This is a genomic window from Rhizobium sp. BR 249, assembly GCF_047445895.1.
GTDB lineage: Bacteria > Pseudomonadota > Alphaproteobacteria > Rhizobiales > Rhizobiaceae > Rhizobium.
The window spans coordinates 11526-37499 of the sequence record NZ_JARWKX010000001.1 but is presented as its reverse complement, the minus strand read 5'-3'; the positions used below and the strand labels follow the sequence as shown (position 1 = coordinate 37499).

The window sequence follows — 25974 nt, the reverse complement described above, 5'->3', positions numbered from 1 at the left end:
ATCAGATATTCGACCGACCTGAGTTCTTCGGGTCGGTTGCTAAACTATTGATTACGCTGCCTTTGTCGCGGCATCGATCGGATGCTGCGAGCGGAAGCCGACGGCGAGCCGGTTCCAGATATTGATCGCACCGATCGCCACAGTAATCTTCGTCATCTCCTCTTCGGAAAAATGCGCCTTCAGCGCTTCGTAGTCGGCATCCGGCGCGCCTGTCTTTGCGAGATTCGTGACGGCGTCGACCCAACCGAGCAGGGCGCGTTCGCGGGCGTCGTAAATCGGCGATTCCCGCCAGACGCACATCAGGTTGATCCATTGTTCGCTGAGCCCGTCATGGCGGGCTTCCTTCACATGCATGTCGACGCAATAAGCGCAGCCGTTGATCTGCGAGGCGCGCAGCTTGATCAGGTGGATGAAGCGGCGCTCCAGCCCGGAAGACTGGACATATTGTTCGAGTGCGGCGACCGCCTTGTAGGCATCGGGAGCGGCTTTGGCGAAATTGAAACGTGGTTGCATGGTCATTCTCCGTGTTGGGGCTCAACGAGCCGTCTTGCGTTCATGAACTTCAAGGAAAGCGCAGCCTCGGGCTGCGATCGATCCGTCGTCGAGGGCATTCAGTTCGATGCCGATATCGGCAATGCTGGTCTTGGCGAGTTCGGCCCGATAGACCCGTTCGGCCCGGAGCATCGCCGCGCTGATGTTGCAGGGCTTGGCGAAGAAGCGGTCGGAGACCGGGTTCGGTCCGCGCTGGCGGATTTCGGCGCAGCGAAAGGCCGGCGCCGGCCCCTCCACAGCAAGCAGGATGTCGAGCAGCGAAATCTCCGCCGGCGCCTTCGCCAGCCGATAGCCGCCCTTCGGCCCGGGTACGGTATCGAGGATGCCGGCGCCCGACAGCGCCTGCAGATGCTTCAGCAGGTAGCTCGTCGACACACCATGGAATTCGGCGAGCGCAGCCGCCGAAAGCACGCTGCCTTCGGACAGGCCGGAAAGCATAGCGACGCTGTGAATGGCCTGTTCGACCCCATCGCTCATTTTCATACACGTGGCCTCCTCAATTCGTGGATAAAAAATATCCACGATTATGGCGATTGTCAAGAGGCGCCTTGGCTGCTTGCCTTTATCCCTGCGCCGGATAGAAGACGGAAAAGCCGACAGGGGAACATCATGGCATCCAACGCCTTCGCAGGCCTTCTGAATTCCAGCGCCGATCGCCATTCTCCGTTCGACGACGCGCAAGGCATCATCGCCGGCAGCATGCTTGCCGTGCTCGGCGTCTCGCTTCTTTCCGGCGCCGGGCTGCTGGCCGGCGGCACCGCGGGCCTCGCCTTCCTCGCGCATTACGCCACGGGGATCAGTTTCGGCCTCTGCTTCTTTGCCGTGAACCTGCCCTTCTATTATCTCGCTTTCCGCCGACTGGGTGCCGCCTTCACCATCAAGACCTTCCTCGCCATCGGGCTGACTTCGGTCCTGTCGGAATTCGCGCCTGGCTTCATCGGCATGACGCATGTCCATCCCGTTGCCGGTGCGCTCTTCGGCGGCCTCGTCATCGCCGCCGGCATGCTGGCGCTGTTTCGCCATCGCGCCAGCCTCGGCGGCATAGGCATCCTTGCGCTCTATATTCAGGATCGTTTCGGCTGGCGCGCCGGCTTCGTCCAGCTCGGCTTCGACTTCATCGTGCTGGCGCTCTCCTTTTTCGTCGCCAGCCCCTTCATCATCGCCTGTTCCGTGCTCGGCGCGGTCGTGCTCAACCTGACGCTCGCCATCAATCACCGCAAGGACCGCTATATCGCGATGTGAGCGGCAGGCGGCTCTTCTTTTTCCTTCCTATTTCACTACTTTCAGGGCGTGGACCAGATCGATTCCGAAGCCCGCGCCCTGCTTCCTGCCGCCTTTGCCCGCTGGTTTGCGGAAAAGGGCTGGCGCCCGCGCGCCCATCAGCTGGAGTTGCTTTCCCGCGCCGAAGCCGGTGAAAGCACGCTGCTGATCGCGCCGACCGGCGCCGGCAAAACACTCGCCGGCTTCCTGCCCTCGCTCACCGATCTCACCCGCCGCGGCAAAATTCCGCCCGGCTCCGCCTTCACCGGCATCCATACGCTCTACGTCTCGCCGCTGAAGGCGCTGGCGATCGATATCGAGCGCAACCTGATGAAGCCGGTCGAAGAGATGGACCTGCCGGTCACGGTCGAAAACCGCACCGGCGATACGCCGAACGCCAAGCGCCAGCGTCAGAAGCTCAATCCGCCGGATATTCTGCTGACGACGCCGGAACAGGTCGCCCTGCTCCTGGCGAACCGGGAGGCCGAGCGCTTCTTCAAGGACCTGAAATATGTGGTCCTCGACGAGCTGCATTCGCTCGTCACCTCCAAGCGCGGCCACATGCTGTCGCTCGGCCTTGCCCGCCTGCGTCGCCTTGCTCCCGACCTGAAGACGATCGGCCTGTCGGCGACCGTCGCCGAGCCGATGGACCTGCAGAAATGGCTGGTCGGCCAAGAGGAGGGGGGCGAGCATCATGCCGGTCTCGTCGTCGTCGAAGGCGGCGCTAAGCCTGACATCGCAATCCTGTCGACCGAGGAGCGCATTCCCTGGTCCGGCCATTCCGCGAAATATGCCATTCCAGATGTCTATCGACAGCTCCTCGAACACAAGACGACGCTGCTCTTCGTCAATACCCGCAGCCAGGCCGAAATGCTCTTCCAGGCGCTGTGGACGGTCAATGACGACAACCTGCCGATCGCGCTCCACCACGGCTCGCTCGATGTCGCCCAGCGCCGCAAGGTCGAGGCGGCGATGGCCGAAAACCGGCTGCGCGCCGTCGTCGCCACATCGACGCTCGATCTCGGCATCGACTGGGGCGATGTCGATCTGGTCATCCATGTCGGCGCGCCGAAGGGCGCCTCGCGTCTGGCCCAGCGCATCGGCCGCGCCAACCACCGCATGGACGAGCCCTCGAAGGCGATCCTCGTGCCGGCCAACCGTTTCGAGGTCATGGAGTGCCAGGCGGCCCTCGACGCCAATTATATCGGCGCGCAGGACACGCCGCCTGTCGGCCGCGGCGCGCTCGACGTGCTCGCCCAGCACGTGCTCGGCATGGCCTGCGCCGAGCCCTTCGACATGCTGGAACTCTACGGCGAAGTCACCAGCGCCTCACCCTATGCCGATCTCAGCTGGGAAACCTTCGAGCGCATCGTCGATTTCGTCGCGACCGGCGGCTATGCGCTGAGGACCTACGAGCGATACGCCCGCATCCGCAAGACCAAGGAGGGCCGCTGGCGCGTGTCCAATCCTGCGGTCGCTCAGCAATATCGCCTCAATCTCGGCACCATCGTCGAAAGCCCGATGCTGAATATCCGCATGGTGAAACGCGGCGAGGGCGGCCGGATCGGCCGCGGCGGTGCCACGCTGGGGAAGGTCGAGGAATATTTCCTCGAGCAATTGTCGCCGGGCGATACTTTCATCTTCTCCGGCAAGGTGCTGCGTTTCGAGGGCATCCGCGAAAACGAATGCCTGGCGTCGCAGGCCTTTTCGCTCGATCCGAAGATCCCGTCCTATGCCGGCGGCAAGTTTCCGCTGTCGACCTACCTCGCCGAGCAGGTGCGGGCGATGATCGCCGATCCCGATCGCTGGCGCCATCTGCCCGATCAGGTGCGCGACTGGCTGTCGCTGCAGAAGGACAAGTCGGTGTTGCCGAAGCGCGACGAATTCCTTGTCGAAACCTTCCCGCGCGGCAGTCGCGGCTATATGGTCGCCTATCCCTTCGAGGGCCGTCTCGCCCACCAGACGCTCGGAATGCTGCTCACCCGCCGGCTGGAGCGGGCGGGCGCCAAGCCGCTCGGTTTCGTCGCCACCGATTATTCCCTTGCCGTCTGGGGCCTCGAGGATATGGGGCTGATGATCGGCAACGGCCGTCTCAGCCTCTCCGACCTCTTCGACGAGGATATGCTCGGCGACGATCTCGAGGCCTGGCTCGACGAATCCTTCCTGCTGAAGCGCACCTTCCGCAATTGCGCCGTGATTGCAGGCTTGATCGAGCGCCGCCATCCGGGCAAAGAAAAGAGCGGCCGCCAGATCACCGTCTCCGCCGATCTGATCTACGACGTGCTGCGCAGTCACGAGCCGGATCACATCCTGCTGCAGGCGACGCGGCAGGATGCGGCGACGGGACTTTTGGATATCGGCCGTCTTGGCGATATGCTGAAGCGAACCAGGGGGCACATCACCCACCGCGCCCTCGACCATATCTCCCCGCTCGCCGTGCCGGTGATGCTGGAGATCGGGCGGGAGCCGGTGCCGGGTGAGGCTCATGATGCGCTGCTCGCCGAGGCGGCGGACGATCTGATCGCCGAAGCCTTGGCCTGACGAATTTGGAAACGACGACAGTGATGAACCGCCTGGCGCTCGCGCGCGACATATCGGGATTGGCTGCGGTGCCGGGCGTCGAGACCGCCGTTCATGGCATAGCCGCCGTCTGCGATCCACTGGGCGCCCTCTACCTGCCGGATGCCGGCCTGCTCGTCGTCTCCGACCTGCATCTGGAAAAAGGCGCAGCTTTCGCGCGCCGCGGCATGATGCTGCCGCCCTATGATACGCTGGCGACGCTGACCGTCCTTGCCGCGGTCATTTCCCGCTATGACCCGAAGCTCGTCGTCTCGCTCGGCGACAATTTCCATGATCGTGTCGGCTCCGCGCATCTGCCGGAAAATTTTCGTGCGCTGATCGTCGGCATGGCGCGCGGCCGCGAATGGATATGGGTCAACGGCAACCACGATCCGGATGGCGTCGTCGATCTGCCCGGCGTTTCCGCCGACGAGATGCACTACGCCGGCCTGACCTTCCGCCACGAGCCAAGGAACGGCTTGCAGAGCGGCGAAATCGCCGGCCATCTCCACCCCTCGGCCACCGTGCGCCGGCGCGAGAGATCCGTCCGCCGCCCGTGTTTCGCCACCGACGGCGCTCGCCTCCTCATGCCCGCCTTCGGCGTCATGAGCGGCGGCCTCGATCTTGGCCACCAGGCGATGAAGGGTCTGTTCGACAAAACGTCGCTGGTGGCGCATCTCCTGGGGCGGGATCGGATCTATTCGGTCAGGTACGGGAATTTGCGGGGGTAGCGTTTGTCCTCGATGGGGGTGCCACACGGCACGCCCTTAAATTCAATTGCACCCCTGCAATTGCTGCTGATACGTCCCCGCCATCCGCGCAAATTTCTGCGCTGTCTGCTGCAACTGCCCGTTCGAGCGCCAGTCGCCGCGCTTATATCCCGTCGGCCCGGAATAATAGGCGAGATAGAGATTATAGGCGTCATTCAGCGGAATGCCGGTCTCGGCGCTGTTCTGATAGTGATACCAGCCGATGAAATCGATGGCGTCGGCGAAGTTCGTGCGCCGCGCCGTCCAGTTCCCCGTCTGCGACTGGTAGTGATCCCATGTTCCGTCGAGCGCTTGCGAATAACCATAGGCCGTCGACGGCCGGGTCCAGGGAATGAAGCCGAACAGCCTGGTGCGCGGCGGCCGCGCATAGGGCTGGAAGCCGGATTCGGTGTACATCGTCGCCATCAGGATCGGCACGGGTACGCCGTATTTCTTCTCCGTCCGCTCGGCCGCACTCTGCCAGCTGGAGAAGAGTCCATCGCGCTGGTCGAAGACGGCGCAAATGTTTCTCGTTTGCTTCGGCGCAGTCGCGCAGCCGGCAAGCAGCGCGAGGCCCACGGCCGTCAAAACGATACGAGTACGCATTACAAAACCTCTCGTTTCCGAGAGATTACTAACTCGTAAACGTTAAAAACCGGTTTTTAGTCGAATGCGAACTTTTCTGGAGGTGTCACGGGTGAAGACCCGCCCCAACCCCTCCCTACAAGGGGAGGGGTTTAACCAACCCGTTCGCTCTATTGCCCCGCTCACCCGTTTCCATTCGCGGCAGTGGGAAGAGAGACGGTAGCTCCGGTTAGTCCCTCCCCCTTGTGGGGAGGGGCTTTGTCCAGGAATCAGGCAGCATGACCTGCGGCCCGCTACGCCCCGACAGGCGCGGGCGATCGTGCCGCCCTTGCGGTGGATCAGTCCTTGCGGAAGATCAGGCTGGCGCTCCAGCCGGTGATGACCGCGAGCAGCACGGCCGCAAAGCCGTAAAGGATCGGCTGGTCATGCGCCGCATCGGTGATCGTCTGCTCGATGCCGGTCTTGATGACGCGCAGCGGCAGAGACTTTTCGGTGACGAAGTCGCCGCTCTTGAAGAGATAGGCGCGCACCTTATGCACACCGTTCGGGATGTTCGCCGGCAGGCGCAGGCTCGCCTTGAAGAGGTTGGAGGAAACGAACCGGACGCCGCTCGGGTTGCGGTCGTAGAGTGCGCCTGCCTGCTGCAGCCGCAGGAAAGCCTGGCGGAATTCGCCGAGATTGCTGCCGTCGCCGACGAAGCCGACCGGGGTCAGCGGAATGTGATCGATGCCGATCCCCTGATCGGTGAGTTCGAGCGGGGTCGTCAGGTCGTCGATCCCGCGTGAACTCGACATCGAATAGGAGTGCGGCACGGCTTCGAAGGTCATCGAGCGCCTGTTCACCCAGATGCCGAAGACGCGTTCCTTCTTGCGCACCGTCGCATCCTCGCGCGGCCCTTCCAGCACGACGACCACGTCATATTGGCCGATGGCGAGCAGCAGCTGGTCGGTGTTCGAAAGCGCGCCGAAGATCGTCAGATCCGCGCCGTGGAAATCCGAGGTGATGGCAATTTCGCTGGTCGAGGTGCCGATTTCCAGCCCCTCGCGCACCGCTTCCGTGCCCTGGCCCGGCAGCCACTGCGCTTCGGCAATCGCCGGCAGCAGGCAAAGAAAAGCAATGAGGACAGTAAGCAGGCGCATCAGTTGCCTGCCCCCATCACCACCGAGTAGACGTCGGCCGGCGTCACCACCAGCGCGACCGCAAGGCGCAGGCCGACGGCGAGCACCAGCAGGCCGAGGAGGGCGCGCAACTGCTCGCCACGCAGTTTCTGGCCGACGCGCACGCCGTATTGCGCCCCGATGACGCCCGCCACCATCAGGATGAAGGCGAGCACGATATCGACGGAGAAGTTCGTCGCCGCCTGCACGATCGTCGTATAGGCGGTCACGAAGATGATCTGGTAGAGCGAGGTACCGACGACGACATTGGTCGGGATGCGCAACAGGTAGATCATCGCCGGCACCATGATGAAGCCGCCGCCGACGCCCATGATCGAGGTGAGGATGCCGATCGCAAAGCCGAGCCCGACGATGGGGATGACGCTGAGATAGATCTTCGATTTCTTGAAGCGCACCTTGAGCGGCAGCTTGTGCACCCAATGCTGGTGGCCGGGCTTGCGCGGCACGGGCGGTTCGTTGCGCGCGGCGCGGCGCATGGCGTTGATGCTTTCGAGCAGCATCAGCCCGCCGACGGTGCCGAGGAAGATGACGTACATCAGCGAGATGATGAGGTCGAGCTGACCCACCCGGCGCAAAAGCGAAAAGATCCAGATGCCGACCGTGGCGCCCGAGAGACCGCCGACCAAGAGTACCGTGCCGAGCTTGACGTCGAGCGTGCCGCGCCGGAAATGCGTGATCGCACCCGATATCGACGAGGCCACGACCTGGTTGGCGCCTGTGGCGACCGCGACGACGGGAGGAATGTTGTAGAAGATCAGCAGTGGCGTGATGAGAAAGCCGCCGCCGACGCCGAACATTCCTGACAGGAATCCGACGGCCGCCCCCATGCCGAGAATGATGAAGATGTTCACCGACAATTCTGCGATGGGCAGATAGATTGTCACAACCGACCCCGAATGATGGCCGCTCCTGCCGGGCGGCTTCTGTCACGTCCCCGTTCGAATGCGCATCATATTGTGAAATCGTTGCCAGAGGCTTTCGATCGGCCCCTGATCGGCGGTGAGATCGCAGGCAGGGGATTCGGCGGATGCGCGGGTCGATATGTCCCGCATAATCCGGCTTTTTTCAGGTTTTGTGACAGGCGGCTGTAAAATTGGAAAAAGCCCCGCGGCGTAACGCCGCCAGGCTCTTTTAGATAGCCTTGGTGCCCTGCTTGTTGTGTTGGAGCAGCGCCTTCACCGTCGCGTCGGTCACTTTGCCGTCCGGCTCCTGGCCGATCGATTTCTGGAAGCTCTTGATCGCGGCAACGGTCTTGGCGCCCATTTCTCCATCCGGAACTCCAGCGTCGAAGCCGTTGTTGTTGAGGATCGCCTGGATGTTGCGGATCGCCTTTTTCATGTCGACGCTTGCCGTCTTCGTGCCCGTGCCCGCCCATTCGTCCGGAACGTCGATGCCGTTGGCGCGATGGTCGAGCGGCTCCGGCTTCCAGAGATCGGCCTTGGCGCGCGCCTTTTCGAGCTGATCGGGCTTCATGGCCTTGGCCACTTCGTCGCGCTTCTGCGCCGCATCCTTGTCGCCGGCCTTGGCGGCGATCGCGAACCACTTGTAGGACTCTTCGAGATCCGCCGGGACCCCGTTGCCGCGGGCACAGAGGATCGCCAGGTTGAACTGGCTGTCGGTGATGCCGAGGTTGGCAGCCTTGATGAACCACGAGGCGGCCGTTGCATAATCCTGCTGGCCGAGCGCGCCGGAGGCGTAGAGAACGGCGAGATTGTGCATGGCGCTGGCATTGCCCTGGTTTGCTGCCTGCTCGTAGAAGCCCTTCGCCTTGTTGACGTCGCGTTCGACGCCGTTGCCCTTCTCATACATGCTGCCGAGCCGGTATTGCGCCGGCGCGAAGCCTTTATCGGCCGAAAGCTGATACCAGCTTGCCGCCTGCTTCTGATCGACCGCCATGCCGTTGCGGCCGTCCGAATAACGCGCGCCGATTTCGAACAGCGCCAGCGCATCGCCGCCCTGCGCCGCATCGGCCAGCGATTTCGGCTGCACGGTGTCGGGAATGGTGATCGCGGCCTGCGGCGCGGGTGCTGCCGTGGTGGGGGCGGCGGGAACGAAACCCGAAGTCTCCTGCGCTGCGCCAGCCGCATCGGGTGCGGCAAGGGTCGCGGCACCTTCGCCGTCGAGCGGCGCCGCGTCGGTCAGATGCTCGCCGGTAACAGGCGCAGCTGCGTCCGGTTGCGCCTGTTCGGCGGCGGGAGGCGTCGCCTCCGCTGTGGGGGCGTTTGCTTCGGCAACGCCGGCATCGGTCTGTGCGGGCGTCGCTTCGGGCAAAGCCGGCGCCGGATTTTCGGTCGCTCCCGTCAGCGCGGACACCTCTGCCGGCGGCTGCGGCGCGCTCTCGCCGCTCGTCAGCGTGCGGGCAAGCGGAAAGGCCATGATGGCGAGCAGCACGGCGCCGATTGCCAGCAGGATCGGCCGGCGGTAGCGCGAAAAGGCGCTGGTCTTGCCTGTTTTATCAGTCTTGCCAGCCTTGTCGGCGGTTGCGCCCTTCTTTTCTGCCTTGACTGCTGCCTGCTTCGGATTGGCGTCGACCTCCATGGCGGCGGCCTGTGCCGCGCGGCGGGCGGCGGCGATGTAATCGGCGCGGTCGTTTTCGCCGGCAGGTTTGCCGCGCGCGGCACTCTGGCTGGCGCGCACCCGTTCGAGGATCTTCTTGACGTCAGGCGCGCCGGAGCCCGGCTCGAGCAGTTCGTTGGCCGCATCAGTCGGAACCACGTCGGCGGGGTCGATCGACGGGGCCGGGTCGATGACTGCCCGTTCGCTGGACTTTGCCTTGACCTCGGCCTTTTTGCCGGGCCGCAGCCGTTTGCCGAGGCTGGCGAGCAGGCCGGCCTTCGCGGGCGCCGGTGTCGCAGCCTCCGGCGAGCGGGTCGCGGCTTCGATGGCGATCGCACTTGCTCCGCTCATGGCCGCAGCCTGCACCGGAGCGGCAGGCTCCACCGCGACCTCGGCCGTGCGGATGACGGGAGAAGCCTTCGCCGTCGCGGCAGCGGCCGGAGCCAGGAAAGTTTCGGCCTCTTCCACGACAAGCGCATAGGGATCGACATCGAAATCGACGTCGGCGACGGGCATCTGGGCGATCGGCCGCCCGCGCTCTTCCATACCGTCGAGGCGGTCGGCGATATGCACCAGCGTCTCGTGCAATGCCTTGAAGGTCTTGTGCGTGCGCTCCTCGCTGTCGCGGGTGATATCTTCGAGATGGCGCAGATCTTCGGCCAGCGCCGTCAGCGCCGACATGTCGGCGGCAGGCACGGCGCCCTGGGCGCCGCCGTTACGCGAATAGGCGTCGACGACGGCTTCCGCCGCCTGTCGGGCGGCCTCGATGATATATTCGTCGCTCGTCGCCATATAATCTTCGATCGCGCCCATACGGCGGTCGAGATCGGCGGGTATCTGGGCGCTTTCGCGCGGCTCGCTCATCAGCGCCGAAAGATTGGCGATCTGGTCCTCGAGGTTCTTCAGCGCCCTGGGATCGGTCGCCGGCGCCGATGTGCTCTCTTCCAGCCGTGCGGCGATGTCGCTCAGCCGCCCTTCCAGACGCCGGAAGGCGCCGTCCTCGATCGCGGCTGATGGAACCGGCTGCTGATGGGCCATCTCGTCGATGCGCCGGGCGAGATAATCGAGCCGCTGCGCCAGCACGTCGTTGACGGCGCCGTTTTCGAGCGCGTCGATCTTGCGCGAAATGTCGGAAAGCGTGCCGGTGAGGTCGGGCTGCGGGGCGGCCTTCTGAGTCCGCTCCAGGAGATAGGAGAGATGTTCCAGCCGCTCGTCGAGCCGCGACGTCGCTTCCGCCTTCGTCAGTTCCTCGACGCGCGCCGTCAGCGCTTCCAGCCGCATCGCCAGCTCGTCGGCGGGCGCCGTGCGGCTGGCCGCGTCGTTGCTCATCACGTCGATCTGGTCGGCAAGCGCCGAAAGCCGGCTTTCCAGCCGCTGCATCAGCGCCGGGTCGTTGGCGGCTGCGGTGCGCCCGCTTGCCGCGATCGCCCGGCTGATCTCGTCGAGCCGCATGTCCATGGCGGCGAACTGCTCGGACATGATCCGGTCGTGCGGCTGGATCATGTTGCCGAACTGCTCCATCGCCGTGGCGATGGCGATGAGCTTGTCCTCCAGCGCCCGTACCGCCGGGCTTTCGCCCATGCCGCCGATGTGGCGCTTGATGTCGTCGAGCCGGTAGGCGAGCGAAACGAGCTCTTCCTGCAGCCCTTCGGTATCGAGCGCGGCGAGCCGGCTCTCGAAGCCGTCCCAGCGATTTTCCATGTGACGCAGCGAATCCTCGCGCGCCAGCCCGTCCATCAGCGAGCGCAGCTCTTCGAAGTCTTCGCGCAGGCCGGCTGCCTCCGGCCCGGCGGAACGGCCGGTCAAGTGGGTTATGCTCTGGGCAAGCCGGCTCATGTCGGCGCGGATGTCGTCGGCGAAACGGCCGTCTCCGGCACTCGTTTTGATCTCGCGCAATTCGGCGCGCAGCGCGTTCATCTCGCGGGTGACGCCCTCGGAGATATCGCGCTTCAGGTCTTGGCGCAGGTTGACGAGCGCCTGGGCGATCTCCGTCATCGTGTCATCGCCCGCCCGGAAGGCAGGCTGCGGGGCGGCGGCGCGTGGCACGGGCTCGCGAATCTGGGGTGTTTGTTCGCGTCCATAGGGCCGTTCGCGGCCGGCGTCGAGAGCGCGCTGGCGCTGGCGGATTTCCGCGAGCGGATCCGGCCGCGGCTCGAGCGGCGCTCGTGCGGGATGCGGGGCATGTGAGCTGGCGTAAGGATCACGCTCGGCCGTTGCCGTGCGCGGCCGCTGGTCGCGCCCGCTGCCCATCAGCCCTTCTATCCGCGCCTCCAGCCCCTCGATCGTGCGGTTCAGCGCATCGAGCGAGGTCCTGTCGGACTGCCGGGAAGGATTTGATCGCGATCCGTTCATCTTCTTGCTCGCTTCGACTGCTCGACCTCTCGTCAGAGCTCGATCCGTGGCTTTTCCGTCTTTGGCCCGCGTCTTCACGCCGGCCGGAGCGCACCATTCATCAGAAGATAGTCAATTAGACTTTTCTCAAGCTGAACGATGTAGCGGCATCCTTAGAAACGCGAGACAGGGAAAAGGAATGCGGATCACTACTGCTCAATCCGCACCTTTCATGAAACGTGGTAAACAAGCCGTTAATGTCGCTGAGAATTTTTTAACGCTTATGTTCGAAAGGCCGTTTTTGGCGGCAATTGCCGTTGAATTCGCTACATTGAGCGGCCCCGCGCCGCGCTCAGGCGGGCCGGGGATATTGCAGCTCGATCTTCACGCCCTCTGGGCCATAGACGAAGACCTGGCCGAGATCGGTATCGGGAATATCGTAATATTCGTAGCGATAGCCGCTGGCCTTGATGCGTTCCAGCGCCGGCCCGAATTCGTAAAGGCTGAAGGCGACATGGTTGAAGATGCCGGGCGGAAAATCGGTGCTGCGCGATGTCAGGCTGAGATGGATGACGGGGCGTTCGTCCAGATAGAGCCAGTGGCCGCGTGACGCGAAGGGCGGCCGATAGCCTTCCTTGACGCCGAGCAGGGTCTCCAGAAAGCTGATCATGACAGGCGCGTCGCGCGTCTCGATGGTTACGTGATCCAGTCGCGGCATCGGGTTCCTCCCAGCCAGCTCCGACGATGCGAAGCCTAGCCTTTTCGAGTTCACTGCGAAAGCCGTTTAATCAGCGCTGTACTACCTCCGGCCGCAATTTCAGTGCGGTTGCGCCGCATCGATCGAATAGGCGCTGATGCGCGAGAGATGGATGAAGGAAAGGCCGGTCTCCTCGGCCCATTCATTGAAGGCCTGCTGGATCAGCTGCTGGTCCTTTTTCGCCGTGCCGGAGGAGGAGAGCGGCACGCCGGCCGATCTCAAACAGGCAAGCACGTCGACGGTAGCGACGAAGCTGTCGCGGCCGATGCCGCGCAGGAAATATTGTCCGGTCATGCCGCCGAGCCGGCTGCCGCGTTTGCTCAGCAGGTCGAGAAGGCCGATCTGGTCCTCCCTCGGCCAATCGGCGAAGAAGGCGCCGGCGCTGCCATATTCTTTCGCCAACTCCCGGATGAAGGCGGCATTGGCCCGCACCGACATGATCTTCGCGCCGTTGCGGATGATCCGCTCATCCGATGTCAGGTCATGCCAGTAATCATCAGGTGCGATGTTCAGCATGGCCGGATCGAAACCGGAAAACGCCGCCTCGAAGCCGGGCCACTTGTTGTCGATCACCTTCTGGACGAAGCCGCTGTAGAAAATGCGCCGCGACATATCCGCGAGGATGCGGTCGTCGGCCATGGCGCGCAGCCGGTCGTGGTCCGGCTGGTGCTTATCGAGCATTGCCTGCAGCGCGGCTGCTCCGCCTTTTCGTTCTTCCGCACGCTGCCTTATCGTCTCGAAACTGATCATGCCGGCGGCCTCCTGAAGCATCGCAGCCATTGCGGGTTGAAAGACGCTCGCCCTTATACGCCGGTCTGTATTGGAAGGGGAGATGGCGTCCCCTCAGGCTGATGCCAAACCGTTGCAAAACCCACGACGTCATCCTCGGCCTTGTGCCGAGGATCTGCGAAGGTCGATTAAGTAGCTGAAAATAAATATTTTCCTGCCAAGGAATTGCAGTGGTTAGATGCTCGGCACAAGGCCGAGCATGACGGAGGAGACTTGGTCAACAAACTGAAGAGATGACATCTTCTCCCGATGTTTCATGCTCGTGGATTCGTGCCTCGGAATTTTTTCACGAAAAGGCGGCCAAGGTGCAAAATTTGACGTTTACGCAAACGTCAATATTTTGTAAGACAGTGCCCAAGGCCGGCGCGACCCGGTCAGTCGAATGGAGGAATTCGCAAGATGCCAGTCTACAAGGCCCCGGTAAACGATACGCTCTTCGTCCTGAACGACGTGCTGGGCCTCGAACGCTACAACAATCTTCCCGGGTTTGCCGATGCGACGCCCGATATGATCGAAGCGATCCTCGGGGAGGCGGCGAAGGTTGCAGAAGAGGCTCTCTTTCCGGTGAACTATTCCGGCGATCAGGAAGGCTGCGCGCGCCATGATGATGCGAGCGTCTCGACGCCGAAGGGCTTCAAGGAGGTTTACAAGTCCTATCGCGAAGGCGGCTGGATCGGCCTTGCGGTGCCTGAGGAATTCGGCGGGCAGGGGCTTCCCTATACGCTGCATGCCGCCGTCGGCGAATATACCTCCGCCGCCAACATGTCGCTGATGATGTATCCGGGCCTGACGCAGGGCGCGATCGCCGCGATCCTCGTCCACGGCACGCAGGAGCAGAAGGAGACTTACCTGCCGAAGATGGTCGACGGCTCCTGGTCCGGCACCATGAACCTGACCGAGCCGCACTGCGGCACCGATCTCGGCATGCTGCGCACCAAGGCGGTGCCGCAGGCTGACGGCAGCTACAAAATATCCGGCCAGAAGATCTTCATCTCCGCCGGTGAGCACGACCTGACCGACAACATCGTCCATCTGGTGCTGGCCCGCATCGAAGGCGCACCCGACGGCACCAAGGGCATCTCGCTCTTCATCGTCCCGAAATTCCTCGTCGGCAAAGACGGTGCTCTTGGCGACCGCAACGCCGTCTCCTGCGGCGCGATCGAGCATAAGATGGGCATCCACGGCAACGCCACCTGCGTCATGAATTACGACGAAGCGACAGGTTTCCTCATCGGCGCCGAAAACCGCGGCCTCAACGCCATGTTCGTGATGATGAACGAGGCCCGGCTCATGGTCGGCCTGCAGGGCATCGGCATTTCCGAGATCGCCTACCAGAATGCCGCGAGCTATGCCCGCGACCGCATCCAGGGCCGCGCGCTCTCCGGCGTCAAGGCGCCGGATAAGAAGGCCGATCCGATCATCGTCCATCCCGATATCCGCCGGGCGCTGATGACCATCCGCGCCTTCAACGAGGCCGGCCGCGCCTTCCTGCTCTGGACTGCGCTGAAGTCCGATATCGCCCACCGCGCCACCGACGAGAAGGAGCGCCAGACCGCCGACGACATTCTCGGCCTCGTCACCCCGATCCTCAAGGGTGTCATGACCGACAAGGGCTTCGATCACGCCGTCATGGCCCAGCAGGTCTTCGGCGGCCACGGCTATATCGAAGAGCACGGCATGAGCCAGTATGTGCGCGATGCCCGCATCGCGATGATCTACGAAGGCGCCAACGGCATCCAGGCGCTCGATCTGGTCGGCCGCAAGCTCGCCCAGAACGGCGGCCGCGCCGCCATGACCCTCTTCAAGGAGATCGGCGACTTCTGCGATGAGAACCGCAGCGACGAAAAGCTCTCCTTCTTCACCAAGCATCTGAAGAAGGGCTTGAACGACGTCCAGGGCGCGACCATGTGGTTCATGCAGAACGCCATGGCCAAGCCCGACAACGCCGGCGCCGGCTCGACCGACTACATGCACCTCTTCGGCCTCGTCGTTCTCGGCTATATGTGGGCGAAGATGGCGAAGGCCGCCGAGGACGGCCTTGCATCGGGCGGGGGAGACCGCGAGGATTACCTGAAGAACAAGCTGATCACTGCCCGCTTCTTCATGGAGCGCATCATGCCGGAAACGGCGTTGCGCAAGGCCCGGATCGAAACCGGCGCCGACACGATGATGGCGCTGGCCGCGGAAGCGTTTTGAGTTGAATGGACTCCCTCCCCTTGTGGGGAGGGTTGGGGAGGGGCTTCTCTCCTCCTTCCAAGATTCGAGGCAAGATAGATTGCCGCCAGGGAGATGAGACAATGACCGAGGTTTTCATTTACGATCACGTCCGCACGCCGCGCGGCCGCGGCAAGAAGGACGGCGCCCTGCATGAGGTGCCCTCCGTCCGCCTCGCGGCCAAGGCGCTGGAAGCGATCCGCGACCGCAACGGGCTCGACACGACAACCGTCGACGACATCATCATGGGCTGCGTCGATCCGGTCATGGATGCCGGCGCCGTCATCCCGAAGGCCGCCGCCTTCGAAGCCGGTTATTCCACCAGGGCGCCCGGCATGCAGATCTCCCGCTTCTGCGCCTCCGGCCTCGATGCCGTCAATTTCGGCGCCGGCAAGATCGCCCAAGGCGCCGACGATATCGTCATCGCGGGCGGTGTGGAAAGCATGTCGCGCGTCGGCCTCGGCATGTCCGGCGGCGCCTGGTTCATGGACCCCTCGGTGAATTTCCCGGCCTTTTTCATGCCGCAGGGCGTCTCGGCCGATCTCATCGCCACCAAATACGGTTTCAGCCGAACCGATGTCGACGCTTATGCCGTCGAGAGCCAGAGGCGGGCCGCCCATGCCTGGGAACAGGGCTGGTTCGACAAGTCGGTCGTCCCGGTCAAGGATCAGAACGGCCTGACCATCCTGGATAAGGACGAGCATATGCGCCCCGGCACCGATATGCAGGCGCTCGCTTCGCTCAATCCTTCTTTCCAGATGCCCGGCGAGATGGGCGGCTTCGAGGCTGTCGGCATCCAGGCCCATCCCGAGATCGAACGGATCAACTATGTCCACCATGCCGGCAACTCTTCCGGCATCGTCGACGGCGCCGGCGTCGTCCTGCTCGGCTCGAAAGCCGGCGGTGAAAGCATGGGGATCAAGCCGCGTGCCCTCATCAAGGCTTTCGCCAATATCGGCTCCGATCCGGCCCTGATGCTGACCGGGCCTGTCGACGTCACCGAGAAGCTGTTGAAGCGGACGGGCATGAGCCTGTCGGACATCGACCTCTTCGAGTTGAACGAGGCCTTTGCAGCCGTGGTGCTGCGCTACATGCAGGCCTTCGACATCGGCCACGACAGGATCAACGTCAACGGCGGCGCCATCGCCATGGGCCACCCGCTCGGCGCCACCGGCGCCATGATCCTCGGCACCGTGCTGGACGAGCTTGAACGCCGCGACCTCAACACCGCGCTGGTGACGCTTTGTATCGGCGCCGGCATGGGCACGGCAACGGTTATCGAACGCGTTTGACGGGATCTGAACCCTCCCCTTGTGGGAAGGGGCTTCACCGCAGAGAATTCAGGGAGAGGAATTCCCAATGAGCACCTACATCAACTTCACGCTCGAAATCGACGCCGACGGCATCGCTCTCGTCACCTGGGACATGCCCGGCAAATCGATGAACGTTTTTACCGCCGAGGTGATGGAAGAACTCAACGCCATCATCGATGCGACCACTGCTGACGCCGCCGTCAAGGGCGTCGTCTTCACATCGGGCAAATCCTCCTTCTCCGGCGGCGCCGATCTTTCGATGATCAAGTCGATGTTCAGCGCCTACCAGGAGGAGAAGGCCAAGAGCCCGGAAGCAGCAGTGCAGACGCTCTTCGGTCTGGTCGGCCGCATGTCCGGCCTGTTCCGCAAGCTGGAAACCTCCGGCAAGCCCTGGGTGTCGGCGATCAATGGCACCTGCATGGGCGGCGCTTTCGAACTGTCGCTTGCCTGCCATGGCCGCGTCGCCTCTAATGCCAAGAGCGTCAAGATCGCGCTGCCGGAAGTCAAGGTCGGCATCTTCCCCGGCGCTGGCGGCACCCAGCGCGTGTCGCGCCTCGCCAACGCCCAGGACGCGCTGCAGATGATGACGACGGGCCAGTCGCTGAGCGGCTCGCGCGCCAAGGCGATGAATCTCGTGCATCAGGTGGTCGAACCGGATCAGCTGATCCCCGCCGCCAAGCAGATGATCAAGGACGGTCTGAAGCCGGTTGCCCCCTGGGACGAGAAGGGCTTCAAGCTGCCGGGCGGCGGCATCTGGACGCCGGCCTCTGCGCAGCTCTGGCCGGCCGCGCCGGCGATCCTGCGCCGCGAGACGTCGGGCAATTATCCGGCCGCACTCGCCATCCTGAAATGCGTCTATGAAGGCCTGCAGGTGCCGTTCGATACGGGCCTGAAGATCGAGCAGCGTTATTTCACCGAGGTGCTGCAGACCCGCGAAGCCTTCTCGATGATCCGTTCGCTGTTCATCTCCATGCAGGAGCTCGGCAAGGGCGCCCGCCGCCCAGCCGGCATTCCCAAGACTGAACTAAAGCATGTCGGCGTCGTCGGCGCCGGTTTCATGGGCGCCTCGATCGCCTATGTCACGGCCGCCGCCGGTCTGGCGGTGACGCTGATCGACCGCGATATGGAGGCTGCCGCCAAGGGCAAGGCCGTCTGCGAAGGTCTCGTCAAGGATTCTGTCGGTAAGGGACGTCTGACGCAGGACGAGGCAGCCGCCCTTCTCTCCCGCATCACGCCTTCGGCCGAATATGCCGATCTCGCCACTGCCGATCTCGTCATCGAGGCGGTGTTCGAGGATCGCGAGGTGAAGAAGGCTGTCATCGAGGCGGTCGAAGCGGTGCTGCCCGAAGGCGCGATCTTCGCCTCCAACACCTCGACCCTGCCGATCACGGGCCTCGCGAAGAATTCGAAGCGCCCCGCCGATTTCATCGGCATCCACTTCTTCTCGCCCGTCGAGAAGATGATGCTGACCGAGGTCATCCTCGGAGCGGAAACCGGCGACAGGGCGCTGGCCGTCGCGCTCGATTATGTCGCGACGATCAAGAAGACGCCGATCGTCGTCAACGACACCCGCGGCTTCTTCGTCAACCGCTGCGTGCTGCGCTACATGTCGGAAAGCTACGACATGCTGATCGAGGGCGTGCCGCCCGTCATGATCGAGAATGCCGCCAAGATGGCGGGCATGCCTGTGGGGCCTTTGGCTTTGAACGACGAGGTGGCGATCGACCTCTCGCTCAAGATCCTCAAGGCGACGGTCGCCGATCTCGGCGAGAAGGCCGTCGATCCCAGGCACATGGACCTCATCTCCCGCATGGTCGAAAAGGAAGGCCGCTTCGGCCGCAAGAATTCCAAGGGCTTCTACGATTACCCGCCGAAGCCTGCGAAGAAATCCCTCTGGCCTGACCTGAAGACCCTCTACCCGCAGAAGAAGGCCGATGAGGTCGACGTCGGCGTCCTCAAGCAGCGCTTCCTCGTCACCATCGCGCTGGAAGCCGCCCGCACCGTCGAGGAAGGCATCGTCACCGATCCGCGCGAAGCCGACGTCGGCTCGATCCTCGGCTTCGGCTTTGCGCCCTACACCGGCGGGGCGCTGAGCTATATCGACGGGATGGGCGTGAAGGTTTTCGTAGATCTGGCGGAAAAGTTAGCGGAAGCTTACGGAGAGCATTTCAGGCCGACGCCGCTGTTGAAGGATATGGCTGCCAAGGGCGAGACGTTCTATGGGCGGTTCGATCCCTATACGGAGGCGAAGGCGGCGTAAGCTGCTTTTGCGGTCTTGATCTGAAGGTGGCCTGTTTTAGAAACGGGCTATCTCTAGCGTCGTGCCGTATGGCACCCCCCTCTGTCCTGCCGGCCCCGGGTCGAGCCACGGGTCTCGACCCGGGGCCGGCAGGACAGAGGGGGGTACCTCACGGCACAGCGGTCAAGAGATCACTTCCCGCGGCGAGCACAATCGGAAACATCGCCAGCAATTCAGCCGCGAGCCTCCTCTCCGGCCTCCAACATCCCCATCACCCGCGCCATCACCGCCTGCGCAGCATCAAGTTCCGCCGCCGTAAACGCAGCACCCAGCTCGTTCGCCCATCCCGCCTGCGCCATCTCGATCACCCCAAGCCGCTCCGCCCCTTCCGCCGTCAGCAGCACCAGCTTGGCGCGCTGGTGCTGCGGGTTGTTGGCATAGGCGATCAGTCCTTCGCCCTCCAGCACGTCGGCGAGCCGCTGCACGCCCTGGCGGGCGAGACCGAGGGCGCGGGCGATCTGGGCTACCGACATGTCGCCGCGCCTTGCCGCAGCCAGCACCTGCCAGCGCGCGCTCGTTTGGCCAGCCGGCTTTGCCAGCCGGTCGCCGGCGGCCGTCAGGTGGCCGGCGAGGCGAAGTGCGGTGATCGCGAAGGCGGAAAAGGCGTCACCTTCCATTGTCCGCTCCGGTCGATTTCGTTTGACAACATGTTGTCTATTTTGTATCTCATCCATAGTGACAATATATTGTCATATCCAGGCACACGACGCAACGTCGAAGGAGGAGAGCGCCATGAAGAGGACCTATCGGGGAAGCTGCCATTGCGGCAATGTTCGCTACGAAGTGGACATCGATCTCGAAGAAGGCACCGGCCGCTGCAATTGTTCGATCTGCGCCAAGCGGCGTTATTGGGGCGCCAACGTCAAGCCCGCGGATTTTCGGCTGATGTGCGACGAGGCTGTGATGGCCGATTATCAGTTCAACACCAGAAGCGGTCATCATCGCTTCTGCCGCACCTGCGGCGTACCCGCCTATGGTGACGGTTATGTCGAGGCGATCGGCGGCGCTTATGTCTCGATCAACATCGGCTGCCTCGACGACATCACGCCCGAGGAACTGGCGGCGCTGCCGGTGCGCTACTACGACGGCAGGCATGATGCCTGGTGGAACGAGCCTGAGGTGGTGAGTTATCTCTGAAGCAATTCCACCAAATTACTTAGCGGTTTGTGTCCGGATTGCCAGACGGAAACGCATCATTGTCGGATCGTCCTCCTGCCGCTCGTCCTCCATCCATAACGCAGAAGGAGAGCGGCCGTGAAAGATGAAGCGAATGCCAGGCAAGAGGATGAGGCGACCATCGCCATGCTGATGATGCGGGCCAAGGCGCTGTGCCCTTCGCCATGGATGGCAGCGGCCGCGCACCGCTCGATCTCCAGCCCTGAACTCCTTGGATGTCAGGCAGCATTCTCCGCCGCCTTGCGCCGGCCGGTGCGGATGCTGATCAGGCCGATACCCAGCAACAGCAGCATCGCCGTCGCATAAATATCCGTCGTCACCTGGTAACCGGCGGATTTCGCTAGGAACCCGGCAAGGATCGCCGGCAGGCTGAAGGCGAGGTAGCTCTGCACGTAGAAGGCCGACAGCAGCCCGGCCCGTTCGTCCGCCTTGGCGAGCGGCATGATGGTGCCGATCGAGCCGAGGAAATTGGTGCCGAAACCGGCGCCGGTAAAGATCGTGCCGATCAGCAGCAGCGGCACATTGGCAAGATGCACGCCGGCAACGACCGTCAGGATGCCGAGCGTTTTCGCCGAGACGCCGAAGGCGAGATTGGCCGAGGCCGATTTGCCGCGCCTGGCATAGACGGTGATCGCCCCGCTCACCATCAGCGCCGTCACGACGGCCCCGCCCGTCAGCGGCGCGGTGCTGCCGGTCGTGCCGGCGACCAATGAGGGGACCAGCGAAAGATAAAAGCCGGCGAGCGTCCAGTTGGCGATGTTGATCGGTGTTATCAGCGAGAGCGGCCGTTTCGCCTGCGGCGGAACGGAAACCCGCGGCACCAGCGAGCCGAGCGCACCCGGCCGCTTGCCGCCGGTCTCGCGCGTCAGCCAGATCGCCGCCGCCTGCAGCGCGAAGGCGGCGAGCAGCAGCGCGTAGACGAGATGCATCGGGAAGGGGCCGTATTGGATCAGCGCGCTGGTGCCGACCGCGCCCACCGCCATGCCGCAGAGCGGCGCGATCGAATTGACGATCTGCCCCTTCGCCCGGTCGACATCGACGAGCGCCGCGCCAAGCGATGCTCCGGCGATCCCGGTCGCAATACCCTGCACGATCCGCGCCGCGATCAGCCAGCCGGGACCGCTCGCGACCACGAAGAGGCCCATGGCGACGATTTCGAGCACGAGGGCGGTAAAGATCACCGGCCGCCGGCCGAGGTGATCCGAGATCGAGCCGGCGATCAGCAGCGCCGCCAGCAACGCGAAGGCATAGACGGCGAAGATGACGGTGATCAGTACAGGCGAGACGGAGAAGTTCTCCTGATAGATCCGGTAGAGCGGCGTCGGCGCCGCGGAGGCGCCGAAGAAGGTAGCAAGCGTCAGCGCATGGAAACCGATCGAGGGGCGCGGCGCATTCTCTGTGGATTTGGCTGCGGCGAACATATATAAGCCCCTTAAAGCTAAGCCGTTGCGTTAGCTCCATGTAGGGCGGGTGGATCGTAAAGGCAAATTATTTGCGTTTATGCTCCTGTCAAAGATTTTGAATCATCGAAGTCAGGACGAAGGTCGGATTGCAGGCATGGCAGTGAAAGAAAATCTCCGTCCGGGCGGACGAAGCGCCCGGGTTCAGGCGTCGGTGCACAAGGCGGCGCGCGATCTCCTGGCCGAGATGAGCCGCGCCGAGGTGACGATCCCATTGATTGCCGCCAAGGCGGGGGTGACGCCGTCGACCATTTATCGCCGCTGGGGTGACCTGCAGGAGCTTCTGGCCGACGTCGCCGTCGAGCGGTTGCGGCCGGACATGCAGCCGATCGATGCGGGCAGCGGCAAGGCCGACCTCGAAGCCTGGGCGGAGCAATATGCCGAGGAAATGTCTTCGGGGCCGGGCCGCGAAATGATCCGCGACGTGCTGGCGGCGCAGACGGGCGAAAATGCCTGCAAATGCTGCGAATATACCCGTCAGCAGATCGTCGTCATCGCCGAGAGAGCGAAGGGCCGCGGCGAGACCTTCCCTGATGTCGATCTCGTCATGGATCAGGTGGTAGCGCCGATCATGTACCGGATCCTGTTCGGCGACGTGCCCGATTCCGCACGCGTGCGCGATCTCGTCTCGCGCGTCATCAGCGCGACCGGCTGAGCTCGGCGTCTATTCCGCAGCGGCTCGTTTGAGGCCGGAAATCTGGGTAATAAAGGCGCGCAGAGCCGCCGGCCGCACCGGCTTGTGTTGAACGGCGATGCCGTGTCGCTCCGCCTCGCTGCGTACCTCCGGCGTGCGGTCGGCCGTAACCAGCAAAGCGGGAATATCGGCGCCGAATTGCTGGCGCAGATGCAGGATCGCGGCAATGCCGGTGCCGTCGCCGAGATGATAATCGGCGATGACGAGATCCGGCGGGCCGCTGCGGCCGTCGACGGCCATCGCTTCGGCAAGGCAATCCAGCGCTTCCACCTCACAGCCCCAGCCGTTGATCAAAAGCCGCATGCCTTCGAGGATCTTCGGCTCGTTGTCGATGCAGAGGATGCGCAGCCCCTTGAGCGGCTGCCCCGGCCGGTCGGCAGGGGCGATTGCCGCGGCAGTCTCGGCCGGACGCGAGATGTCGAGAGGCATGGTGATGCGAAATTCAGTGCCCTTGCCATGGGTCGATTGCAGGTCGACCGGATGGTTGAGAACGCGGGCGATGCGGTCGACGATCGAAAGCCCGAGTCCGAGGCCGGAGGCGGTCTTGGCGCCTTCGTCCAGCCGCGCGAATTCCTTGAATACCGTGCGGAATTTCGATGGCGGAATGCCGATGCCGGAATCCATCACCTGGATGATCACCTGGTTGCCGCGCCGCCGCGCGCCGACCAGCACCTTGCCGGTGATCGTGTATTTGATGGCGTTGGAAACGAGGTTCTGCACCAGGCGGCGCAAAAGGTTCGGGTCGGAGCGGACGCGCAGCGAGGTCGGCATGACCACCAGCTTCAGCCGCTTTTCCCGCGCGATTGGCGCAAAATCGGTCTCGATGCGTTCCAGGAGGTCGGAGAGTGCGACGGAGGCGAGCCGCGGCCGCATGGCGCCGGTATCGAGCCTCGAAATATCGAGCACAGCGCCGAGAATGGTCTCGACCGATTCCAGCGCGGAATCGATGTTGCGCACGATCGGGCTGTTGTCGGATTGCGCCATGCGCTCGACCAGCGCTGAGGAATAGAGCCTGGCGGCGTTGAGCGGCTGCAGGATGTCGTGGCCGGCGGCGGCGAAAAAGCGTGTCTTGCCGATGTTTGCCTCGTCTGCGGCCGCGCGCGCCTCGGCCAGTTCGCGGTTGACGCGGGTAAGCTCCGCCGTACGTTCGGCGACGCGCTGCTCCAGCGTCTCATTCGCCTGTTTCAGCGCCTGGTCGGCGTTTACGCGCTGGGTGATATCGGTGAAGGTTGCGACGATGCCCTTGTCAGGCATGGCGTTGGAGCGCACTTCGATGATCCGCTCGCCGCCGCCGAGCACCAGCGAGAAGGGTTTGTCGAGCGTCAGGAAATGCCGCACCGTATGGCTGAGATCGCCGGGCGCGATGTCGCCGCGCTGGATGAGCGTCGTGACGATATCCGACAGCGGGAAGCCGACCTGGCCGGCGCTTTCCGGCAGATCCAGCAATTGCCGGAAACGCCGGTTCCAGATCGTCAGCCGGTTGGAGCTGTCGAAGACCGCAATGCCCTGATCCATCTGCGAGAGCGCGGTCTGCAGCATGTCCTGGTTATATTGCAGCGCCTCGCTTGCCTGGTCGAGCAGCCAGGCGGTGTCGGAAGAAGCATCCTCGATCTTCTGCAGGATCAAGGACAACACGAGGCGGGCCGAGGAGGAGCCGATGGCGCTGCCGAGTAGCTGTTCGCTGAAATGAATGAGCGCCATGTCGGCCGGCTGCTCGTCCTCCAGCTTGCGCCCGGAGCTCTGCTCGTAGGTCGTGAACGAGCGCTGCATCCGCTCTTCGCCGAGATAGCGTGAGATCGCCGCCTTGAGGTCGCCGACGCTGATGCGGGTCTTCCAGCCGCGCGTGGCGAATTGCGAGCGTGAATGCCGCTTGACGAAGATGCCGGCCTGGATGCGCTCCAGCGGCTTGGCATTGCGCGTGAGCGAACCGACGACGAAGAAGGCGGTGTTGACGAGCAGGCTCATCACGGTCGCGTTGACCAGCGGATCGGCGTCGGGCGCGGTGAACAGCGTCGAGCCGGGAAAGATGAAGCCGAGCACGGCGCTTGCCACATGCGAATAATCCGGGCCGCCGAGCGAGGGCAGAAACAGCAGGTAGATCCAGGTGACGAAGCCGGAGGTCAGCCCGAGGATCGCGCCGCGCGCATTCGCCCGCCGCCAGATCAGCCCGCCGAACAGCGCGGGCGCGATCTGCGCGATCGCGGCAAAGGAGAGAAGGCCGATAGAGGCAAGGCCCGCGGTGCTGTCGGTCGAGCGGTAATAGGCATAGCCGAACAGCAGCACGGCGAAGATGGCGCTGCGGCGGATGTTGAGCAGGCTCTTGGCGAAATCGTCGCGCTGGCCGGCGCGGCCGGCGAGTTTGCGCCTGAGGAAAATCGGCATGATGATGTCGTTCGACACCATGATCGACAGCGCCACGGAATCGACGATCACCATCGCGGTGGCAGCCGAGAAGCCGCCGATGAAGATGATCAGCGACACCACCGGCATCTCGCCGGCCAGCGGCAGCGACAGCATGTAGAAATCGGCATTGCCGGCGCCGCCGAAGGTCAGGAGTCCGCCGATCGCCACCGGCAGCACGAAGAGATTGATGGCGACGAGATAGGTGGGAAACAGGAAGCCAGCGAGCTTCAGCTGTTTCGGCGTCCGGTTTTCCACGACGGTTACGTGGAACTGCCGAGGCAGCATGATGATTGCGAAGGCCGACAGGACGATCAGCGTGATCCAGCGGCTGATCGGCGTATGGTAAGCGAGCGCCGACATGACCAGATCGTTTTCGACGGTCTTCTGCCAGAGATCCGTGGGGCCGTCGAAGAGAAACCAGATGACGCAGATGCCGGCCGTCAGGAAGGCGACGAGCTTGACCACGGATTCCATCGACACGGCGAGGATGAGGCCGTCCTGATGTTCCGTCGCGTCCGTATGCCGCGTGCCGAACATGATGGCGAAGCAGGCGAGCACCAGGGTGGCTGCGAGCGGCAGGTCGAGGAAATAGAGATTGCCGCTGCCGATACCGTAATCGGAGGGGTTGACCATGGCGCCGACGGTGCTCGAAATCGCCTTCAGCTGCAGCGCGATATAGGGAATGGTGCCGATCAGCGAGATCAGCGCGACGATCGTCGCGACCGTCGGGTTCTTGCCGTAGCGCGCGGCGACGAAATCGGCGACCGAGGTGAGTTTCTCCGCCTTGGCGAGCTCGATGATGCGGCGAAGCAGCGGCATGCCGAATGTAAAGACGAGGATGGGGCCGATATAGATGCCGGCGAATTCCAGGCCGCGCTGCGCGGCAAGCCCGACGCTGCCGAAATAGGTCCAGGAGGTGCAGTAGATCGCGAGGCTCAGCGCATAGACGACGGGCCATCCGCCTTCCAGCGCACCTGGGCCGCGGTTCTTGCGGTCGCCATAGCTTGCCACGGCGAAAAGCAGGAGCAGATAGCCGAAGGCAGACGCGAATATGACCCAGCCTGGAAGCATTGACCCTCCGCCGGCGGAAAAGCCGCCG

At 63.6% G+C, this 25974-nt stretch carries 19 protein-coding genes; 8 read left to right on the top strand and 11 right to left on the bottom strand.

From position 1 onward, the window contains the following. Positions 1 to 51: 51 nt before the first annotated feature. The gene (locus tag QD408_RS00150; RefSeq protein WP_088680350.1) at positions 52 to 513 is read right to left on the bottom strand and encodes a carboxymuconolactone decarboxylase family protein; all 462 of its coding nucleotides are present in this window, start codon (positions 511 to 513) and stop codon (positions 52 to 54) included. Between the two features lie 21 nt (positions 514 to 534). After that, positions 535 to 1035 (bottom strand): RrF2 family transcriptional regulator, encoded by a 501-nt coding sequence (locus tag QD408_RS00145; protein WP_414137952.1) that lies wholly within the window; start codon positions 1033 to 1035, stop codon positions 535 to 537. Positions 1036 to 1161: 126 nt separating this feature from the next. Here QD408_RS00145 and QD408_RS00140 point away from each other — a divergent pair, with 126 nt between their 5' ends. Genes QD408_RS00140 through pdeM form a run of 3 tightly spaced genes read left to right on the top strand, consistent with a single transcriptional unit; the run spans position 1162 to position 5102 of the window. Then, on the top strand, positions 1162 to 1794 hold the full coding sequence (locus QD408_RS00140) for a YitT family protein (protein ID WP_414137951.1): 633 nt from the start codon (positions 1162 to 1164) through the stop codon (positions 1792 to 1794). Positions 1795 to 1842: 48 nt separating this feature from the next. Continuing rightward, a complete protein-coding gene (locus tag QD408_RS00135; protein ID WP_088680352.1) occupies positions 1843 to 4353 on the top strand; it encodes a ligase-associated DNA damage response DEXH box helicase in 2511 nt (836 codons plus the stop codon). Between the two features lie 23 nt (positions 4354 to 4376). Next, the gene (gene pdeM, locus QD408_RS00130) at positions 4377 to 5102 is read left to right on the top strand and encodes a ligase-associated DNA damage response endonuclease PdeM (protein WP_088680353.1); all 726 of its coding nucleotides are present in this window, start codon (positions 4377 to 4379) and stop codon (positions 5100 to 5102) included. A 42-nt stretch (positions 5103 to 5144) separates the two neighbouring features. On the opposite strand, the gene QD408_RS00125 is transcribed toward pdeM, so the two are convergent. The 6 genes from QD408_RS00125 to QD408_RS00100 all read right to left on the bottom strand — a co-directional run bounded on the left by QD408_RS00125 (position 5145) and on the right by QD408_RS00100 (position 13277). After that, positions 5145 to 5726 (bottom strand): transglycosylase SLT domain-containing protein, encoded by a 582-nt coding sequence (locus QD408_RS00125; RefSeq protein ID WP_088680354.1) that lies wholly within the window; start codon positions 5724 to 5726, stop codon positions 5145 to 5147. Positions 5727 to 6043: 317 nt separating this feature from the next. Beyond that, positions 6044 to 6844, bottom strand: coding sequence for a TIGR02186 family protein (locus tag QD408_RS00120; RefSeq protein ID WP_088680355.1), 801 nt, complete (start codon positions 6842 to 6844; stop codon positions 6044 to 6046). Then, positions 6844 to 7767: a sulfite exporter TauE/SafE family protein gene (locus QD408_RS00115; RefSeq protein WP_088680356.1), complete on the bottom strand. Its 924-nt coding sequence runs from the start codon at positions 7765 to 7767 to the stop codon at positions 6844 to 6846. The genes QD408_RS00120 and QD408_RS00115 overlap by 1 nt, the downstream gene beginning before the upstream one ends. Before the next feature lie 247 nt (positions 7768 to 8014). Then, a complete protein-coding gene (locus QD408_RS00110) occupies positions 8015 to 11791 on the bottom strand; it encodes a peptidoglycan-binding protein (RefSeq protein ID WP_414137950.1) in 3777 nt (1258 codons plus the stop codon). A 331-nt stretch (positions 11792 to 12122) separates the two neighbouring features. Next, positions 12123 to 12488, bottom strand: a complete 366-nt coding sequence (locus QD408_RS00105; RefSeq protein ID WP_088680358.1) for a VOC family protein — start codon at positions 12486 to 12488, stop codon at positions 12123 to 12125. A gap of 99 nt (positions 12489 to 12587) precedes the next feature. Next, complete coding sequence (locus QD408_RS00100) at positions 12588 to 13277, bottom strand: DNA-3-methyladenine glycosylase I (RefSeq protein ID WP_414137949.1); 690 nt, start codon at positions 13275 to 13277, stop codon at positions 12588 to 12590. Between the two features lie 438 nt (positions 13278 to 13715). Between QD408_RS00100 and QD408_RS00095 the strand changes: the two genes are divergently transcribed. The 3 genes from QD408_RS00095 (at position 13716) to QD408_RS00085 (ending at position 19103) form a co-directional block, all read left to right on the top strand. Continuing rightward, positions 13716 to 15512, top strand: coding sequence for an acyl-CoA dehydrogenase C-terminal domain-containing protein (locus QD408_RS00095; protein WP_414137948.1), 1797 nt, complete (start codon positions 13716 to 13718; stop codon positions 15510 to 15512). 101 nt (positions 15513 to 15613) lie between these two features. Continuing rightward, positions 15614 to 16822, top strand: coding sequence for an acetyl-CoA C-acetyltransferase (locus tag QD408_RS00090; RefSeq protein ID WP_088680360.1), 1209 nt, complete (start codon positions 15614 to 15616; stop codon positions 16820 to 16822). Between the two features lie 67 nt (positions 16823 to 16889). Continuing rightward, positions 16890 to 19103, top strand: coding sequence for an FAD-dependent oxidoreductase (locus QD408_RS00085; RefSeq protein WP_088680361.1), 2214 nt, complete (start codon positions 16890 to 16892; stop codon positions 19101 to 19103). Positions 19104 to 19315: 212 nt separating this feature from the next. Here QD408_RS00085 and QD408_RS00080 read toward each other — a convergent pair whose 3' ends face one another. Continuing rightward, positions 19316 to 19816 carry a MarR family winged helix-turn-helix transcriptional regulator gene (locus tag QD408_RS00080; protein ID WP_088680362.1) on the bottom strand — a complete coding sequence of 167 codons (501 nt, stop codon included), beginning with the start codon at positions 19814 to 19816 and terminating at the stop codon, positions 19316 to 19318. A gap of 58 nt (positions 19817 to 19874) precedes the next feature. Between QD408_RS00080 and QD408_RS00075 the strand changes: the two genes are divergently transcribed. After that, the gene (locus tag QD408_RS00075; protein ID WP_088680363.1) at positions 19875 to 20279 is read left to right on the top strand and encodes a GFA family protein; all 405 of its coding nucleotides are present in this window, start codon (positions 19875 to 19877) and stop codon (positions 20277 to 20279) included. 257 nt (positions 20280 to 20536) lie between these two features. On the opposite strand, the gene QD408_RS00070 is transcribed toward QD408_RS00075, so the two are convergent. Next, positions 20537 to 21739: an MFS transporter gene (locus tag QD408_RS00070; RefSeq protein ID WP_414137947.1), complete on the bottom strand. Its 1203-nt coding sequence runs from the start codon at positions 21737 to 21739 to the stop codon at positions 20537 to 20539. 136 nt (positions 21740 to 21875) lie between these two features. On the opposite strand from QD408_RS00070, the gene QD408_RS00065 reads away from it, so the two are divergent. Next, complete coding sequence (locus QD408_RS00065) at positions 21876 to 22433, top strand: TetR/AcrR family transcriptional regulator (protein ID WP_414137946.1); 558 nt, start codon at positions 21876 to 21878, stop codon at positions 22431 to 22433. 9 nt (positions 22434 to 22442) lie between these two features. Here QD408_RS00065 and QD408_RS00060 read toward each other — a convergent pair whose 3' ends face one another. After that, complete coding sequence (locus tag QD408_RS00060; protein ID WP_414137945.1) at positions 22443 to 25946, bottom strand: PAS-domain containing protein; 3504 nt, start codon at positions 25944 to 25946, stop codon at positions 22443 to 22445. Between the last annotated feature and the right edge of the window lie 28 nt (positions 25947 to 25974).